Raw genomic sequence first — 16,596 nt, 5'->3', positions numbered from 1 at the left:
AGTCTTCGGCCCGCCGCCGGGTGACCGTTAATGTTTCGGTCAGCCGCGAAAGGTGGTGCCGATGGGCTGGTGGCGGGTGGACGCCGACACGCTCGCGACCAGCCGGTTCGTCGTGTCCGCGCTGGCCGAGGCGACCGCCGGGCTGCTCCGGCTGCGCTGGGACACCGCGGAGCTCCCGTCCGACCGGGAGTGGCTGCGGGCACACCGGCCGGCGTACCTGGCCCGGCTGGCCGCGGACCCGATCACCGCCCGGCTGGTCGAGGCGGCGCTGCGGCCGCGCTGGATCGCCGACTTCGTCGCACCCCCGCCGACCGAGGTGGAACGGCCGTTCGCGGAGGAGATCGCGGCGGTCCGGGACATCCCGTCCGCGGCGGCCCGGGGCCACGTCGCGGAGGGACTGGCCGGCCGGCTGCCGCCGGAACTGGACCGGGACGACCTCGGCGAGCGGATGGCCGGCCTGCTGACCTGGATCTGGCACGAGGCGATCGAGCCGGACTGGCCGCGGCGCCGGCGGATCCTGGAGGCCGACGTACTGGCCCGGACCCGGCAGCTCAGCCTGGGCGGCTGGCAGTCGGCGCTGGACGGGATGCGCGGCGGGATGCGGTGGCTCGGCGGCGGGCGGTTGCAGATCAACGCGTACGACTATCCACCGCGGGACATCTCCGGCGCCCGGCTGCTCTTCGTACCGACCACGCTGGCGAGCGGCTGGGCGGCGTGGCTGGAGCCGGACCCGTCGCGGTACGCGCTGACGTACCGGTGTTCCGGGATGCTCGCGGAGCCGGGGAGGGTGGTGCCCGGTGCGCTGGAGCGGCTGCTGGGCGCCGGGCGGGCGCGGGTGCTGGTCGAGCTGGAACAGCCACGGAGCACCAGCCAGCTGGTCGCGATCACCGGGACGGGGCTCGGGTCGGCGGGCGGGCACCTGCGGGTGCTGCTGGAGGCCGGTCTGGTGGCGCGACGCCGGGCCGGGCGGAGCGTGCTCTACACGCGGACCGCGGCGGGGGAAGCGGTGGTACGCGCCGCGCGGGGCATTTGATCCGCTTTTCGGGTGATTTACCGGGCGAAGAAAGTCGATCATCTGTTCGAAAAAGTGGGTGGCGCGGGGCCGTGAAGGTTGCCTTTTTGTCGTAGGCGGGTGTTAGTCTCTGCAGTAGTTAGAACGGATGTTCGAAAGACCTCCGCTCTGGCCCCGGGAGCGCGTTTCGCGGCGCGTCGACCGGGTGCGGCGCCCGCGAAGTGCCGCATGCGAGGTCCGGGCATTCGCGGGTTCGGGCCTCGTGACAAGGCAGGCCGCCGCTCGTTGCCCCCGACCCCCGGTGGCGAGCGGCGGACCAGCCGGCAGTGGCCGGCCGGGTGTGGTGTGGGGAAGCTTCACATCCGGCCGGTCTGCAGCCGGGGCTCCCACTGCCCGTGGAGCCCCGGCACCACCGGCCACTCCTGCGGGAGCGGCCCCGGTATGGCCCGTTGCGTCTTCCTCCGCGGCGGTCCGGTTCGGCCACCATGTCGGATGCGGAACAGGCGAGGAGAAACGACGATGGCGAGCACCACGGCCCGCGGCCTGATGCCGGCTCCCGATCCGGCGCAGACGCCCGGCGCGACCGCCCGGGCCGAAGCGCCCACGGTCCCGGCGCACATGCTGCCCCACCGGACCCCCACCCAGCTGCTGGCGATCGCCCGTCAGGGACTGACCGAGGCGACGCACACCACCCCCGACGGCCTGCGGTATGCGACGGCCCACCTGGCCGCCCTGCGCGCGGCCGCGGCCCTGCTCGCCGCCCGGGCTCGCCCGGCCGCACCCGGGCGGCGCACCAGAGCGACGAGCGTCTGGTCGCTGCTGGCGATGGTGGCGCCGGAGTTCAGTGACTGGGCCGGCTATTTCGCACTCGGCGCCGGCAAACGCGCGGCCGCCGAGGCCGGCATCCCGCACGTGGTGAGCGCCCGCGAGGCAGACGACCTGCTCCGCGCGGCCGAACAGTTCGTGACGGTCGCGGAGTCCTCGATCGGGGTGTCCTACCAGCCGCCGCTGGCAGCCTGACCTGCCCTGCGGCCCGCGGCGACCGGTCGCGTTCATCAGCTGACCGCCCTCCCCGGCCCGCGGCGATGGACCGTGCTCATCGGTTGACTGGCCGCTCCGGAGGCGCGCCGGCAACGCCGGTTCCCGCCGGTCCGCAAGGGCCTGATCGAGTTCGTCGGCCAACGCGATCGACGCTGTCCTGACCGGATCGGATCAGCCCGTGCGGGTCGTTGCTGCGCGGTCGCGGATCGGCAGGTTTCACGCGGTCCCGGGTGGCATGGGGCTCGCGGTCTCAGCGGCGCGGTGTCGCCGCGGTGGAAATACACGGGGAACAGGCGGGGCACGATGGCAGGGCGCATGATCAGCGGGACGGCCGCCCTCGCGGACCTGGTCCGGCCGGCGAGCGAGGTGGACGCGCCGGGCGCGCACCGGATGCTGCCGGTAGCGGACGAGCTGGGCAAACTCCTGCCCGGCGGCGGCTTGCGCCGGGGCAGCACGGTGGCGGTCGCCGGTGGCCGGGCCGGGCGGGCCAGTGGCGGGACCTCGCTGATGCTGGCGTTGCTCGCGGCCGCGTCCCGGGCCGGTTCGTGGTGTGCGGTCGTCGGGCTGCCCGCGCTGGGCGCGCTCGCCGCGGCGGAGACCGGCATCGCCCTGGAACGCCTGGCGCTGATCCCCGACCCCGGACCGGACTGGCCGACCGTGGTGGCCGCGCTGATCGACGGTGTCGACGTGGTGGTCACGGCGGTGCCCGGTCCGGTGTCCGCGTCCATCGCGAGCCGGCTGGGCGCCCGGGCCCGGCAGCGGGGCAGCGTGCTGATGCCGTTCGGCGCCTGGTCCGGCGCGGACGTGACCCTGCAGGTCAGCCGCGGCCAGTGGGAGGGCCTCGGTGACGGTCGCGGCCGCCTGCGCCGCCGCGAGGTCACCGTGGTCGCCAACGGCCGGGGCGCGGCGGCCCGCCCCAGGGAACTCACCTTCTGGATGCCGGGCCTGACCGCCCTCCCCGGATCGACTCCGGCGGCTCGCCCCGGCACACCCCGCCCTGGTGCGGACGCCGCACCCCGCCCTGGTTCGGACGCCGCGCCCGTCCGCCCGGGTTCGTCCCGGTCCGCTGCTGACGCCGTGCCTGTCCGCTCGGGTTCGCCTCGGTCCGGGGTGGATGTTGCGCTTGTCCGGTCGGTTTTGTCTCGGTCTGGTGCGGACGCTGCGGTGATTCGTACTGGTTCGTCACGTTCTGGTGCCGGGAAGGCGGGATTTTCTGCTGAGGAGCGGGCGCGGGATGAGGTCAGGCCAGGCAGGGCCGGTGGCTCGGGGCCTTGGCCGATGGCGGGGCGGGGCGGAGGCTCGGGGGCTCGGCCGGCGGGTGGGCGGAAGCGGTGTGAAATAGCGGCGGCGGAGTCGGTGGTGGGCATTCGCGTCGCGGAGGTGTGGGCGGCGGGAGTGCCCGTGCCGGTGACGTCGGGTGAGGGCTGACGTGGAGGGCGGGTTGCGGACCCTGCTGCTCTGGTGCCCGGACTGGCCGGTGGTCGCCGCGGAGATCGTGCTCGGGGTGCCGGCTGCGGAGCCGATCGCGGTGTTCGCGAACAACCGGGTGCTGGCCTGCTCGGAGGCGGCGCGGCGGGAGACCGTGCGGCGGGGGCTCCGGCGCCGGGACGCGCAGGGGCGGTGCCCGCAGCTGGTCGTGGTGGAGCACGATCCGGGGCGGGACGCGCGGGCGTTCGAGCCGGTGGTGGCCGCGGTCGAGGAGGTCGCGGCCGGGGTCGAGGTGATCCGGCCGGGAGCGTGCGCGCTCGCCGCGCGCGGGCCGTCCCGGTACTACGGCGGTGAGGAGACCGCGGCCGAGCGCATCGTCGAGCACGTCGGGCAGACCTGTGCGGTGGAGAGCCAGGTGGGTATCGCGGACGGGGTGTTCGCGGCCGGGATCGCGGCCCGCGCCGGGCGGATCGTGGCGCCCGGCGGGACCCCGGCGTTCCTGGCGGACGTGCCGGTCGGTGCGCTGGACCGGCCCGAGCTCAACGACTTGCTGCGCCGGCTCGGGGTGACGACGCTGGGGGAGTTCGCGGCGTTGCCGGCCGGGGACGTGCTGACCCGGTTCGGGTTCGACGGGGCGCTGGCGCACCGGCTGGCCTGCGGGTCCGATCACCGGCCGCTCGCGGTCCGGCAGCCGCCGCCCGACCTGGCCGTCTCGGACACCTACGACGAACCGCTGGACCGGGTGGACACCGCCGCCTTCGCCGGCCGGGTGCTGGCCGAGCGGCTGCACGAGCGGCTGGCCGGATACGGGCTGGCCTGCACCCGGCTCGGCGTCGAAGCGGTCACCGCGGACGGCCAGGAGCTGCACCGGGTGTGGCGGCACGACGGCCTGCTCACCGCGGCCGCGATCGCCGAACGGGTGCGCTGGCAGCTGGACGGCTGGCTGACCGGTGCGCGCCGGTCCGGTCCGGCGCGGCCGACCGCGGGCCTGGTCAAGCTGAGCCTGATCCCGGACGGGATCCTGGTCCACGCCGGCCTGCAACCCGGCCTGTGGGGCGACGCGGGCGCCGAATGGGACCGCGCGCACCGGGCGTTCAGCCGGGTGCAGGGCCTGCTCGGCCCGGAAGCGGTGGTGACACCGGTGATCGGTGGTGGCCGCTCCGGCGACGACCAGATCCGGCTGGTGCCGTGGGGCGACGAGCGCTCACCGGCCCACCCGGCCGCGGCACACGCCGACCCGATTCCGGGCCTGATCACCGTCCCGGTGCTGGACCGCACCATCGCCCCGGAGCTGCCCGCGTCACCGGCCACCCTCAGCACCCGCCACTTCCCCGTCCCGATCACACCGTCCCGCCCACCCCTGACCGCGCCCGCAAGCCCGGCCCCGCCTGCGGCCCCGGTCACCCCGGCCCGCCCACTCCTGGCCGCGCCCGCGCCCGCGCCCCCGGTCTCGGCCGTGAGTCGGGCTGCGGCCGTGAGCGCGGCCCCGGCCCCGGCCGTGAGTCGGGCTGTTGCTGTGGGCCGGGTCGATGCCGTGGACTCCGGCCCGATCGCGAGTCGGGCCGAGGCTGTGAGCCCGGCGCCGGCTGTGGCGGCGGGCCGGAAGGTGGCGGAGAAGCCCGGGGAACGGCTGGCCTCGGTCTCCCACCTGCGGCCGATCGTCAGACAAGACGTGCCTGAGCCGGAGAGGGAACACCGGGAGAGGCCGGGCCCGCAGGATGTAGTTGCCGGCGGACCGATGGCCGGCCGACCGGAGGTAACCCCGGCGCCGGGGCAGCCTGCCGTGGTGCGGGGGCGTAAAGCGCGCCGGCCTCCGCTGCTGCCGCCCTGGCCCGGGCGTCTGCCGCGGCCGTCGCCCGCGATGGTGCTTCCGCAGCCGCTCCCGGCGGTCGTCCATGACGAGACCGGGCTGCCGATCGGGGTCTCGGCCCGTCTCGAGCTGACCGGGGTTCCGGCCGCCCTGACCGTCGACCACTCCGGGCCGCTGGTGATCACCGGCTGGGCCGGGCCGTGGCCGATCGACGAGCGCTGGTGGACGCCCGAGGAAGGGCGGCGGCGGGCCCGGTTCCAGATGTCCCTGGCCGACGGCCGGGCGTTGCTGCTCTCGCTGGCCGCCGGCCAGTGGACCGTGGAGGCGATCTATGACTGACCGGGTGGCCCGATGAGCTTCCACAACCCCGACGTCCCCTGGGCCGAACTGGAGCGCAAACTCTCCGGCCGACCGGAAAAACGCCAGCCGGACAAGCGCCGCCAGGACGAGCACCGCCAGGACGAGCACCAGCCGGGCGAGCGCCGTCAGGACGAGCACCAGCCGGGCGAGCGCGGCCAGGGTGAGCGCGGCCCGGGCGAGCAGCGCCCGGACGAACACCGGCCTGACGACCGCCACCCGGGAAAGCACGCCCTCTGGGCGGACCTCCCGCCCGCACCGGTCGTCGATCCGCTGGCGATCGACGGGGACGGCGGGGACTCGCCGGCCTGGAGCCGCAAGCGCGAACCGTACCGGCGCGCCGCCGGCCTGGTGCGGACCGAGACCGATATTGACTACGCCGAGCTGCACTGCCACACCAACTTCAGCTTCCTGGACGGCGCCAGCCACCCGGAGGAGCTGGCCGAGGAGGCCGCCCGGCTCGGCCTGAGCGGCCTGGCGGTCACCGACCACGACGGGTTCTACGGTGTGGTCCGCTTCTCCCAGGCGGCCGGTGAGCTGGGCCTGCCCACGATCTTCGGCGCCGAGTTGTCGCTCGGCCTGACCCGGCCGCAGAACGGCGAGGCCGACCCGGAGGGCGCCCACCTGCTGGCCCTGGCGCACGGGCACGAGGGCTACGCCCGGCTGGCCCGGGTGATCTCCGAGGCCCAGCTGATCGGCGGGGAGAAGGGCCGGCCCGACTACCGCGGCCTGGAGCACGTCGCGGAGACCCTGCGGGATCACGTGCTGGTGCTGACCGGCTGCCGCAAGGGCCCGGTCCCGCTGGCCCTGGCCACCGAGGGGGTCGACGCGGCGGCCTGGGAACTGGACCGCCTGATCGACCTGTTCGGCGCCCCGAACGTGGCGGTCGAGCTGACCGATCACGGCGACCCGTACGACGGTGACCGCAACGACGCCCTGTTCACCCTGGCGCACCGGCGCGGCCTCGAGGTGGTGGCGACCGGAAACGTCCACTACGCGACGCCGGCCCGCCGTCGGCTGGCCACCGCGCTCGCCGCCGTCCGGGCCCGTCGCAGCCTGGACGAGATGGACGGCTGGCTGCCCGCGGCGGGCACCGCCCACCTGCGCAGCGGCGCCGAGATGGCCCGCCGTTTCGCGGACTACCCGGGCGCGGTGGAGAACGCCGCGATGTACGGCCACGGCCTCGCCTTCGACCTGAACCTGGTCGCCCCCCGGCTGCCGGACTACGACGTGCCGCCCGGTCACACCGAGATGAGCTGGCTGCGCGAGCTGACCATGCGCGGCGCCCGGGACCGCTACGGCGACCACCACCCGAAGGCGTACGCCCAGCTGGAGCACGAGCTGCGGATGATCGAGGAGCTCGGCTTCCCCGGCTACTTCCTGGTCGTCTACGACATCGTGCGGTTCTGCGTCCAGGAGAAGATCTACTGCCAGGGCCGGGGCTCGGCGGCCAACTCGGCGGTCTGTTACGCGCTGCGGATCACCAACGTCGACGCGGTGCGCTACAACCTGCTCTTCGAACGGTTCCTCGCCCCGGAGCGGGACGGCCCGCCGGACATCGACGTGGACATCGAGTCGGACCGCCGCGAGGAGGTGATCCAGCACGTCTATACGAAGTACGGTCGGGAGCACACCGCCCAGGTCGCCAACGTGATCTCCTACCGGCCGCGGTCGGCGGTGCGGGACATGGCCCGGGCGTTCGGTTTCTCGGCGGGCCAGCAGGACGCCTGGAGCAAGCAGATCGACCGCTGGGGTGACGTGGCCACCGGCGACGGCGACATGCCCGAGCAAGTGATCGAATTCGCCAATGCGGTCCAGAACTTCCCCCGCCACCTGGGCATCCACTCCGGCGGCATGGTGATCTGCGACCGGCCGATCATCGAGGTCTGCCCGGTCGAGTGGGGCCGGATGCCGGGCCGCAGCGTGCTGCAGTGGGACAAGGACGACTGCGCCGCCGTCGACCTGGTCAAGTTCGACCTGCTCGGGCTCGGCATGCTGTCCGCGCTGCACTACGCGTACGACATGATCGACGACGAGCTGGACATCGGGACGATGCCGCTCGACGACCCCGAGGTCTACGCGATGCTCTGCCGGGCCGACTCGGTCGGGGTGTTCCAGGTGGAGAGCCGGGCCCAGATGGCGACGCTGCCCCGGCTCAAGCCGGACACCTTCTACGACCTGGTGATCGAGGTGGCGCTGATCCGGCCGGGGCCGATCCAGGGCGGGTCGGTGCACCCGTACATCCGGCGCAAGAACGGCCTGGAGAAACCGAGCGTGCCGCACCCGCTGATGGAGAACGCGCTGGCCAAGACGCTGGGTGTGCCGCTCTTCCAGGAGCAGCTGATGCAGCTGGCGATCGACGTGGCCGGTTTTGATCCGTCCGAGGCCGATCAGCTGCGGCGCGCGATGGGCTCCAAACGCTCCGTGGAGAAGATGGAGCGGATCCGGCAGCGGCTCTACGCGGGCATGGCCGGCAACGGGATCACCGGGGAACTGGCCGACGACCTGTTCCACAAGCTCTCCGCGTTCGCCAGCTACGGCTTCCCGGAGAGCCACGCGATGAGCTTCGCCTACCTGGTCTACGCGAGCGCCTGGCTGAAGCGGTACCACCCGGCGGCGTTCTGCGCGGCGCTGCTGAACGCGCAGCCGATGGGCTTCTACTCGCCGCAGACCCTGGTCGACGACGCGCGCCGGCACGGGGTCGAGGTGCGCCGCCCGGACATCAACCGCAGCGACGCGATGGCCACGTTGGAGACCACACCGGAGAGCCGGCTCAAGGCGGGCGCCGGTGAGTCGCCGCAGGTGTGGGGCCTGGGCGGTCCGGCGGTGCGCCAGGGGCTGTGCTCCGTTCGTACCATCGGAATGGAACTTGCCGAGCGGATCGAGAGCGAACGGCGAACCCATGGGTCGTATCGGTCGATGACCGATCTCGCACGGCGGACCGGATGTTCGACCGCCCACCTGGAGGCCCTCGCCACCGCGGACGCCTTCGCGGCCTTCGGCCTGTCCCGCCGCGAGGCGCTCTGGGCCGCCGGCGCGGCCTCACAGGACAAACCGGACCGGCTGCCGGGGACGGTGACCGGCACCGAGGCGCCGATGCTGCCCGGGATGAGCGAGGTGGACGTGCTGATCGCGGACGTCTGGGCGACCGGGCTGTCGCCGGAGACGCATCCGGCGCGGTTCATCCGCGACCGGATGGAGCGGGCCGGTGCGGTGACCATCGCCTCGCTGCCGGAGGTGGAGGCGGGTTCCCGGGTGCTGGTCGGCGGGATCGTCACGCACCGGCAGCGGCCGGCGACCGCGGGCGGGGTGACGTTCGTGAACCTGGAGGACGAGACCGGGATGTTGAACGTGACCTGCTCGCCGGGGTTGTGGGCGCGGTACCGGCGGGTGGCGCGGAGCAGTGCGGCGCTGCTGGTGCGGGGAAAGCTGGAGAAGGTGGAGGGTGTGGTGAACCTGGTGGCGGACCGGTTGGAGGCGATCACGCCGCCGGTGACGCCGGCGTCCCGGGACTTCCGCTGAAGTGGCTTTTTCGGAAATGCCGGATATCGGGGGCTTAGTGGCATAGGGTGCGCAACCGAACAACCATCGGGGGAGCGCATCATGTTGTTCCGGATCTGCACCGGTCTGGCCGCCGCCACCGCGGTCCTGGCCACCGGTTCACCTGTCCTGGCCGCCGCCGGCGGTTCACGCGTCGTACTCACCTACACGGCCGAAGCCGGATACGCGACGGCGGTCAAACTCACCTGCGACCCGGCCGGCGGCGCCCACCCGCAACCGGTGCAGGCCTGCGCCGCGCTCACCCGGACCGGGGCGAACCCGGCCCGGCTCAAGCCGGCCGACCGCTACTGCTTCCTGCTCTACAAGCCGATCACCGCGCGGCTCAGCGGCACCTGGCGGGGACGCACGGTGAAATGGACGCACACCTACGGCAACAGCTGCGAGATGAACCGCGCCACCGGCGTCCTGTTCGCGTTCTGAGGATGCCGTTCCGGGTCAGGACTCGACCCGGCCGATAGGCTGCCCGGGTGGACACCGCAATGGCACGAACCGGCCGCCCGCACGTCACCGCCCGCACCGCGGCGGTCTGGGCGGTCCTGCGCCGCGAGCTGGACCGGAACGCCGGCCGGACGCTGACCGTCCTCGACGTGGGCGGTGGCACCGGCGGGTTCGCCGTGCCGCTGGCCGAGGCCGGGCACACCGTCACCGTGATCGACGCCAGCCCGGACGCGCTGGCCGCATTGACCCGCCGCGCCGCCGACGCGGGCGTGGCCGAGCGGGTGCACGCCGTGCAGGGCGACGGCGACGCGCTCGCCGGCCTGGTCGAGCCGGGCAGCGCCGACCTGATCCTGTGCCACGCCGTGCTCGAGGTGGTGGACGACCCGTCCGGGGTGGTCGCCGCGATCGCCACCGCGCTCCGGCCCGGCGGCGCGGTCAGCCTGCTGGTCGCCAGCCGCGCGGCCGCGATCCTGGCGCGAGCCGTCAACGGCCACCTTCGGGCGGCGTCCGCGCTGGTCACCGACCCGGAGGGCCGCTCGGGGCCGCGCGACACGCTGCGCCGACGATACGACGCGGAGACCGCCGCTGACCTGCTCAGCGCCGCCGGGCTCCAGGTCGAGGAGACCCATGGGGTACGAGTGGTGACCGACCTGCTGCCGGCCACCGTCGTCGAGCAGGACCCGCAGGCGGTGCTCGACCTGGAGCTCGCGCTGAGCGCACAGCTCCCGTTCCGGGACATCGCCTCCCAGCTGCACCTGTTCGCCCGCCGCCCATGACCTCGGCGTCCCCGTCCTCGTCCTCGGCCTCGGCCGGCGGCCCGGACCCGTTGCCGTCCGCGGCGAGCGGGCCGGTCCCGTTCCCGGATGATCGCCTGCACCCGGACGCGTTTCACCGGGTGCATCCCGCCTATGGCACCGGCAGCCTGGCCGACCTGCTGCCCAGTGCGAGCGCGGTGCTCGGGGTCCCGGGCGCGGCCGACGTGCTCGGCCTCGGCGCCCGCCTCGACGGCGTCGACAAGATCGCCGTGCTGCTGGTGGACGGGCTCGGCGCGTACCAGCTGCCGGTGGCCGCACCGCACGCCCCGGTCCTCGCCGACCTGGCCTCCGGTGGCCGCGGGCACGCCGGCACGCTGACCGCCGGGTTCCCGTCCACCACCCCGGTCAGCCTGGTCACCCTGGGCGCCGGGGTGCCGCCCGGCGCGCACGGCGTGCTCGGTTTCACCGTGCGCCGCCCGGACGGCCGCCCGCTCACCCACATCTCCTGGGGCGACGACCCCGACCCGCGCGAGTGGCAGCCGGTGCCGACCCGGCTGGAGCTGGCGGCCGCGGCCGGGGTACGCACCACGGTGGTCAGCCGTCCGCAGTTCGAGGGCAGTGGCCTCTCGCTCGCCGCGAACCGGGGTGGCACGTACCGCGGCGCCGCGGACGGCACGGCGGTCGCCGACGGGATGCTGGCCGCGCTGCGCGAGGCGGACGGCAGGGCGCTGGTCTACGGCTACCACCCGGACCTCGACCACTTCGGCCACGAGGACGGTGTCGACTCGGAGAGCTGGCGGGAGGCCGCCCGCGGGGTCGACAAGCTGCTCGACCGGGTGGTGCACGGGCTGCCACCACGGTCCGCGCTGCTGGTGGTCGCCGACCACGGGCAGCTCAACGTGCCGCTCGAGGGCCGCCGGGACATGGCCGAGATCGCCGAGCTGCGCGACGGCGTGATCGGGGTGGCCGGCGAGCCGCGGGTCCGCTATCTCTACGCCGAGGACGGCGCCCGGGACGACGTGCTGGCCAACTGGCGGGGCGTGTTCGGCCACGAGGCCTCGGTGCTGACCCGCGAGGAGGCGATCGGCGCGGGCTGGTTCGGGCCGGTGCCGGCCGGGCACGCCGACCGCATCGGTGACGTGGTGGTGATCTGCTGGGGTCGTACGATATCGGTTGCTTCTGGGTGGGAACCGGTCAAGGCGGGACAGCTGGTGGCATATCACGGCTCGGCGACCGCAGCCGAGATGACCGTGCCGCTGCTGATCGCCCGCTGACCGACGCGCATCCGGATCCTTCGATGTTTTCTTCGCTGTGCGCGCGCTGTGTTCGAATGTTCTACCAGGGGTAACTGGCCTGGTGAGCCGGGCTTTTCGGACGAAACGATCTTCCGGACATGGAAAATCACCCGCACTCAGCCGTCGTCCCGCTTTCCGACCCGCCGACCCCCTCGTAGACTTGCGTGGTAAGGCAGCCGACGGCTGCCCCGGCCCCACGTGGGTCGGACATGCGCCCGGGGAGGAAAGCCGTGCCGCTCTCGGACCACGAGCAGCGGCTGTTCGATCAGATCGAGCGGTCGCTTGCCGAGGACCCCAAATTCGCCTCGGCTGTGCGGGCCAGCGACCCGCGTTTCCATGCACGGCGCCGGCTCATCATCGCCGCGTTCGTGATCGTGCTTGGTCTGGCTCTCGTCGTGTACGGGACGGTGGCGAGCAACACGCTGCTCGGCGTCGCCGGTTTCGTCGTGATGCTCGGATCGGCAGCCTTCGCGATGCAGTCACGAAAGCGCGGTCAGGCCCCCGACCTCAGGTCGGTCGGCGGGACCGCCGCACGGCGGACACGTCAGGGGCGCCGCGGTAACGGCGGTTTCCTGGACCGCCTGGAAGACCGCTGGAAGCAGCGGCCGGAAGGGCATCGCTGACGGCCCCGGCCGACGCGGAGACGAACGGCGGCCGACGGCCGCCGTCGTCGTTTGTCTGACGCGGCCGCGATAGCGGTCGCGCGTTCTCTCGTGCTGCCCTCCCACCGTTCTTGCGCGCCCCGTTCCACGCGTGCGCCCCGTTCCACGCGTGCGTCTCTTTCACGCGTGCGTCTCTTTCACGCGTGCGTCTGCTCCGCGCGTGCGTCTGCTCCGCGCGCGTGCGGGCCCACTCGGAGCGTGGCTGGCTCGGAGCGTGGCTGGCTTTCAGGGGTGCCTCAACCCGGTTGAGGCACCCCTGAAAGCCAGCCACCACGCCTGGCGTCGCGGCACGCCGCGGGCCCGTTGCGCCGGTGCGGAGCGCGGCTGGTGCTGAGGGGTGCCTCAACGCCGGTGAGGCACCCCTGAGAACCAGCCACCCCACCCCGCCCCCGCCGCGGGCCGGGTTCTGCGGGACAGGGAAAGGGCCGCTGTTCCTCGACACCGAGGAGCAGCGGCCCTTTCGTCTGATCAGCGGCTCTTGGTCAGCAGCCGGCGCGGGTTGAACCGGGTCATGCCGTCCCGGAGCCGGGTCGCCGCCTCCATCATCCGGGTGGACGCCTCGGAGATCGCCAGGCGCCACTCGAGCAGGATCGACGGCGGGAACAGCACGGCCCGCAGCCGGTTGCGCAGCGTCGCCGAGTGGGACAGCCCGGCCCGGACCTGATGCAGCGCCGAGGTCAGCTCGGCGCCCTGCATCGGCTGCCGGGCATACCGGGCGCGCTCCTCGGCGGTGCCGAGCAACTCGACCGCCGTGGCCGGCTCCGGACCGAGCAGGGCCTCCTTCACCAGACGCTGCGCGGTGACCCGAGGGGTCTCCGTCGGATCGATCGTGATCCGATAGTCGACCATCGTGTCGACCAGCTCGTCCCAGGCCGCGTGCGCATCCGCGCGGGCCTGCACGGTCTCGGTGCTCACCGCGATCGCGGTGATCGCGCCGGCCGGCCCCGGTTCGGTCGGGTCGGCCGTGGCCAGGACCGGTGGCGGACCTGCCGTCGCCGCGTGCCGACGGCGGCGCAGCAGGACCCGGCGCAACGCCGGGACCAGCAGCAACGCGATCAACGTGGCGATCACGCCGAAGATCAGCAGGCCGGTCCAGTTCTGCGTGTCGGCGCTTGCCGGGTCGGCCAGTGCCGAGTTGTCCCCGTCGTTCCCCGCCTCGGGCCGGTTGTTCAGGCCCGGTGAGGCGGAGGAGCCGATACCGGGAGCGGGGGCGGCCGAGGACGAGGCGGTCGGCGTCGTGGCCCGGTCGGTGTCCGGCGCCCAGTCCGAGTTGCCGCGGGCCGAACCGGCCACCCCGGTGGTCGGCGTGGCGTCGAACGGCACCCAGCCGAAGCCCTGCAGGTAGACCTCGGTCCAGGCGTGCGCGTTGCGGTTGGTGATCACGTACGAGTCACCGTCCGCGGTGCCCCGGGTGAAGCCGAACGCCACCCGGGCCGGAACACCGGCGACCCGGGCCATCCACGCCATCGCGGCCGCGTACTGCTGGCAGTACCCGATCTTGTTCCGCAGGAACGACTCGATGGCGGAGAGGCCGCCGTCGGACTGGGTCGACAGGCTGTACGCGAAGTTGTTCTTCACCGAGAAGAAGTCGTAGATCGCCCGCACCTTGTCGTAATCGGTGCGCTTGCCCTTGATCAGTTTGGCGACCTGGGTCTCGACGTAGGCGTTGTCCGGGACGCTCGTATACATCTGCCGGACCGGGTCGTCCTTCGGCAGCGACGGGGCGCTGCGCAGCTCGGTCGGCGTGTACTGCGGCCGCAGATAGTCGATCGAGTACTTCTGCTTGCGGGTGGTGCTCCGGCTGGAGAACAGCACCAGCTGGTTCGGGTCGTACGCCCAGCTGCCGGAGATGTTGTCGATCCCGACCAGGTACGAGTAGACCGGCGCCATGTTCTGCCGCAGCGCGTCGGAGACCTGGATGTCGGCGTGGTACCGCTGGTACCGGGCCTGGCTGCTGGCGCCCTCGCGCTGCGGGTCCGGCAGGCTGCCCCGGTTGAGCGGGGTCCCGCCCGGCGGCTGGTTGCCGAAACCCTCGGAGGTGAGCAGGTCGGCGACACCGAACCGCAGGTAGAACGGGTCCTTCTCGGTGGTCTTCACGGTCAGCAGGTTGACCGTCGCGGTCTGGTTCAGCTGACCGCTCAGCGAGGCGAACAGGTTGATCTTCCCGCCGCCGCCGGTGCCCAGCCCGCCACCGGCACCGGGGCCGTTCTGGGTCAGCTGGGACAGCAGGCCGCCGGTGACGGTCGGCACGGCCAGCGGCAGCAGCACGGCCACGATCACGCCGGCCAGGCCGAGCCGCCGACCCGCCGCGGCCAGCGGGGACGGCTCCCAGACGTCCACGTCCCGGCCGTCGCCGGTGAACCGGCGGCCGAACCGGCGGACCCGGTCGACGTTGTCGGCGACCAGGAGCCAGAGGTAGCCGCAGGCGGCCACGACGAACGGGGTCACCGGCACGCTGTCCAGGTAGACCGCCACCGGGATGGAGTAGATCGCCAGCAGTGGCAGACCGGCCAGCGCCGGCCGCCGGAACACCGCGGTGAGCAGGTCGATCACGATGGCCACCACGCCCAGCCCGAGGGCCGCGACGAAGAGCAGGCCGTCCCGGTCCGGCACCGGCACCGCGTACGCCCGGGTGTCCTCGCCGGCCTGCTTGATCAGCTCGGCGAAGTGGGCGAAGGTGGCCGGCATCGGCACCAGCGTCTCGTGCCCGCTCGGGAAGATCCAGGTCAGCGTGACGACCAGGGCCACCACCATGCCCAGCGCCTGCGCCCAGCTCGGGAACCGCAGCGTCCGGGTGAGCACCGCCGCCCCGGCGATCATGACGATGGTGAGCAGCACCTGCAGCAGCCAGGTCCACGAGTCGAAGATCGCGGTCAGCGGCGCCGAGCCGAGCAGCGTGGCGCCGGCCGCGACCATGCCGAGACGACGGCGGCCGGTCATCGGGTCACCCCGCTGACCGTCTCGGCCATCGCCGCGCGGTACGCGAAGCCCTGCGCCCCGCGGCCCACCGTGGGCCAGAGCGCCGGCAACGTCTCACCGTGCGACACCCGCACCGACCGCCAGCCGCTGCGGACCAGGGCCAGCGACGCGGCCGCGTGCTCCTGATCGGAGTCCTGCCGGTCGCCGGCCGTCATCGGCACCCAGGTGGCGCTGTCGACGGCGAACGCCAGGCAGGTCGCGCCGTTGCCGCGCAGCCCGCTGAGCAGGTGCGCCTCGGCGGTGGTGAGCGAGCCGAACAGGCCGATCACCAGACCGCCGTCGGACCGCCGCCGGACGTGCTCGACCAGGGCCGCCACGTCGCTGGTGGCGGCGAGTTTCACGTCGGCCAGGGTGTCCAGGATCAGGCCCTCGCCGCCGCCCTCGGACGCGTCGATGTCGGTGCCGCCGCCGGTCACCAGGCGCACCTTGTACCCGGCCTCGCGCAGGTGCACCGCGATGCTGGCGGCCGCCGAGACCGCCCACTCGAAGCTGGCCGTCGGGCCCTCGCCGCGGTGCGCGTTCAGCCGGGTGTCCAGGACCACGGTGGCCCGGCTCTCCCAGGGCTGCTCCTCGCGGCGGACCATCAGCTCACCGGTACGGGCGGTGGACCGCCAGTGCACCCGGCGCAGGTCGTCGCCGCGCCGGTACTCCCGGGTCGCCGCGTCGTCCTCGCCGTGCACCGCCACCGAGCGGGCCCGGCTGTCGCCGGAACCGGCGTACTCCCCGGCCAGCCGCACCCGGGGGAGCGGCAGGACCTGCGGGATCACGGTGAGCTGGTCGACGCTGGGGAACGAGCGGGTCAGCTCGCACAGCCCGAACGGGTCGGTCAGCCGGATCACCAGCGGGCCGATCGGGTACCGGCCGCGCACGTCGGCGCGCACCGTGTACGCCACCGAGCTGGCCTGGTGCGCGCCGAGCCGTTCCAGCACCACCCGGGGCCGGCTGCCCAGCGCGTACGGCAGCCGGTCCTCGAGCAGCATGGTGCCGGTGGGCAGCCGGGACAGGTTCTGCAGGCGCAGGATGACCCGCGCGCTGGAACCGACCGGCGCCCGGCCCGGCTCCAGCGAACGGGTGCACGCCAGCTTGTAGCGGCTCCGCCCGACGTACGCCGCGGCCAGCAACGGCAGCGCGGCCAGCAGCACGGCGACCCGCAGCAGGTCCCGCTCGCCCAGGATGAGCGCGGAGATGCCGGCGGCGATCGCGGCGGCCAGGAACGAGCGCCCGCGCGTGGTGAGACCCCGAAGCGCCTCCCGCATGG

At 73.7% G+C, this 16,596-nt stretch carries 10 protein-coding genes and 1 pseudogene; 9 read left to right on the top strand and 2 right to left on the bottom strand.

The genetic code is table 11. The features are described 5' to 3' along the window. The first annotated feature begins 61 nt into the window (after nucleotides 1-61). The 9 genes and pseudogenes from ADL15_RS42335 (at nucleotide 62) to ADL15_RS42295 (ending at nucleotide 12,320) form a co-directional block, all read left to right on the top strand. Nucleotides 62-1,033 carry a winged helix-turn-helix domain-containing protein gene (locus ADL15_RS42335; RefSeq protein WP_067704932.1) on the top strand — a complete coding sequence of 324 codons (972 nt, stop codon included), beginning with the start codon at nucleotides 62-64 and terminating at the stop codon, nucleotides 1,031-1,033. A gap of 525 nt (nucleotides 1,034-1,558) precedes the next feature. Further along, nucleotides 1,559-2,032: an SAV_6107 family HEPN domain-containing protein gene (locus ADL15_RS42330; protein ID WP_067704930.1), complete on the top strand. Its 474-nt coding sequence runs from the start codon at nucleotides 1,559-1,561 to the stop codon at nucleotides 2,030-2,032. 324 nt (nucleotides 2,033-2,356) lie between these two features. Beyond that, a pseudogene (locus ADL15_RS42325) lies at nucleotides 2,357-3,116 on the top strand (hypothetical protein); the annotation flags it as partial. A 354-nt stretch (nucleotides 3,117-3,470) separates the two neighbouring features. Further along, nucleotides 3,471-5,630: a DNA polymerase Y family protein gene (locus tag ADL15_RS42320; protein ID WP_232344893.1), complete on the top strand. Its 2,160-nt coding sequence runs from the start codon at nucleotides 3,471-3,473 to the stop codon at nucleotides 5,628-5,630. A gap of 291 nt (nucleotides 5,631-5,921) precedes the next feature. Next, nucleotides 5,922-9,170, top strand: coding sequence for an error-prone DNA polymerase (locus tag ADL15_RS42315; protein WP_067704928.1), 3,249 nt, complete (start codon nucleotides 5,922-5,924; stop codon nucleotides 9,168-9,170). 81 nt (nucleotides 9,171-9,251) lie between these two features. Continuing rightward, entirely contained in the window at nucleotides 9,252-9,629 is a 378-nt protein-coding gene (locus tag ADL15_RS42310) for an SSI family serine proteinase inhibitor (protein WP_067704510.1), read from the top strand. Nucleotides 9,630-9,688: 59 nt separating this feature from the next. After that, nucleotides 9,689-10,423: a methyltransferase domain-containing protein gene (locus tag ADL15_RS42305; protein WP_067704508.1), complete on the top strand. Its 735-nt coding sequence runs from the start codon at nucleotides 9,689-9,691 to the stop codon at nucleotides 10,421-10,423. Then, complete coding sequence (locus ADL15_RS42300; RefSeq protein ID WP_083972436.1) at nucleotides 10,420-11,676, top strand: alkaline phosphatase family protein; 1,257 nt, start codon at nucleotides 10,420-10,422, stop codon at nucleotides 11,674-11,676. Before ADL15_RS42305 ends, ADL15_RS42300 begins: the two co-directional genes overlap by 4 nt. A 251-nt stretch (nucleotides 11,677-11,927) precedes the next feature. Beyond that, complete coding sequence (locus ADL15_RS42295; protein ID WP_067704505.1) at nucleotides 11,928-12,320, top strand: DUF3040 domain-containing protein; 393 nt, start codon at nucleotides 11,928-11,930, stop codon at nucleotides 12,318-12,320. A 507-nt stretch (nucleotides 12,321-12,827) separates the two neighbouring features. On the opposite strand, the gene ADL15_RS42290 is transcribed toward ADL15_RS42295, so the two are convergent. Then, entirely contained in the window at nucleotides 12,828-15,299 is a 2,472-nt protein-coding gene (locus tag ADL15_RS42290; protein WP_067704502.1) for a transglutaminaseTgpA domain-containing protein, read from the bottom strand. After that, nucleotides 15,296-16,594: a DUF58 domain-containing protein gene (locus tag ADL15_RS42285; RefSeq protein WP_067704499.1), complete on the bottom strand. Its 1,299-nt coding sequence runs from the start codon at nucleotides 16,592-16,594 to the stop codon at nucleotides 15,296-15,298. Before ADL15_RS42285 ends, ADL15_RS42290 begins: the two co-directional genes overlap by 4 nt. Nucleotides 16,595-16,596: the final 2 nt, after the last annotated feature.

It is taken from the genome of Actinoplanes awajinensis subsp. mycoplanecinus, assembly GCF_001509495.1.
GTDB classification, from domain to species: domain Bacteria; phylum Actinomycetota; class Actinomycetes; order Mycobacteriales; family Micromonosporaceae; genus Actinoplanes; species Actinoplanes palleronii.
The sequence above is the reverse complement of the archived record's forward strand: the minus strand, read 5'-3'. Positions and strand labels throughout refer to the sequence as shown.

What these genes read in the sequence shown, in the direction of transcription:
- ADL15_RS42335 (WP_067704932.1), top strand. Translation starts at nt 62, where the DNA reads ATGGGCTGGTGGCGGGTGGACGCCGACACGCTCGCGACCAGCCGGTTC.
- ADL15_RS42330 (WP_067704930.1), top strand. Translation starts at nt 1,559, where the DNA reads ATGCCGGCTCCCGATCCGGCGCAGACGCCCGGCGCGACCGCCCGGGCC.
- ADL15_RS42310 (WP_067704510.1), top strand. Translation starts at nt 9,252, where the DNA reads ATGTTGTTCCGGATCTGCACCGGTCTGGCCGCCGCCACCGCGGTCCTG.
- ADL15_RS42305 (WP_067704508.1), top strand. Translation starts at nt 9,689, where the DNA reads ATGGCACGAACCGGCCGCCCGCACGTCACCGCCCGCACCGCGGCGGTC.
- ADL15_RS42300 (WP_083972436.1), top strand. Translation starts at nt 10,420, where the DNA reads ATGACCTCGGCGTCCCCGTCCTCGTCCTCGGCCTCGGCCGGCGGCCCG.
- ADL15_RS42290 (WP_067704502.1), bottom strand. Translation starts at nt 15,299, where the DNA reads ATGACCGGCCGCCGTCGTCTCGGCATGGTCGCGGCCGGCGCCACGCTG.
- ADL15_RS42285 (WP_067704499.1), bottom strand. Translation starts at nt 16,594, where the DNA reads ATGCGGGAGGCGCTTCGGGGTCTCACCACGCGCGGGCGCTCGTTCCTG.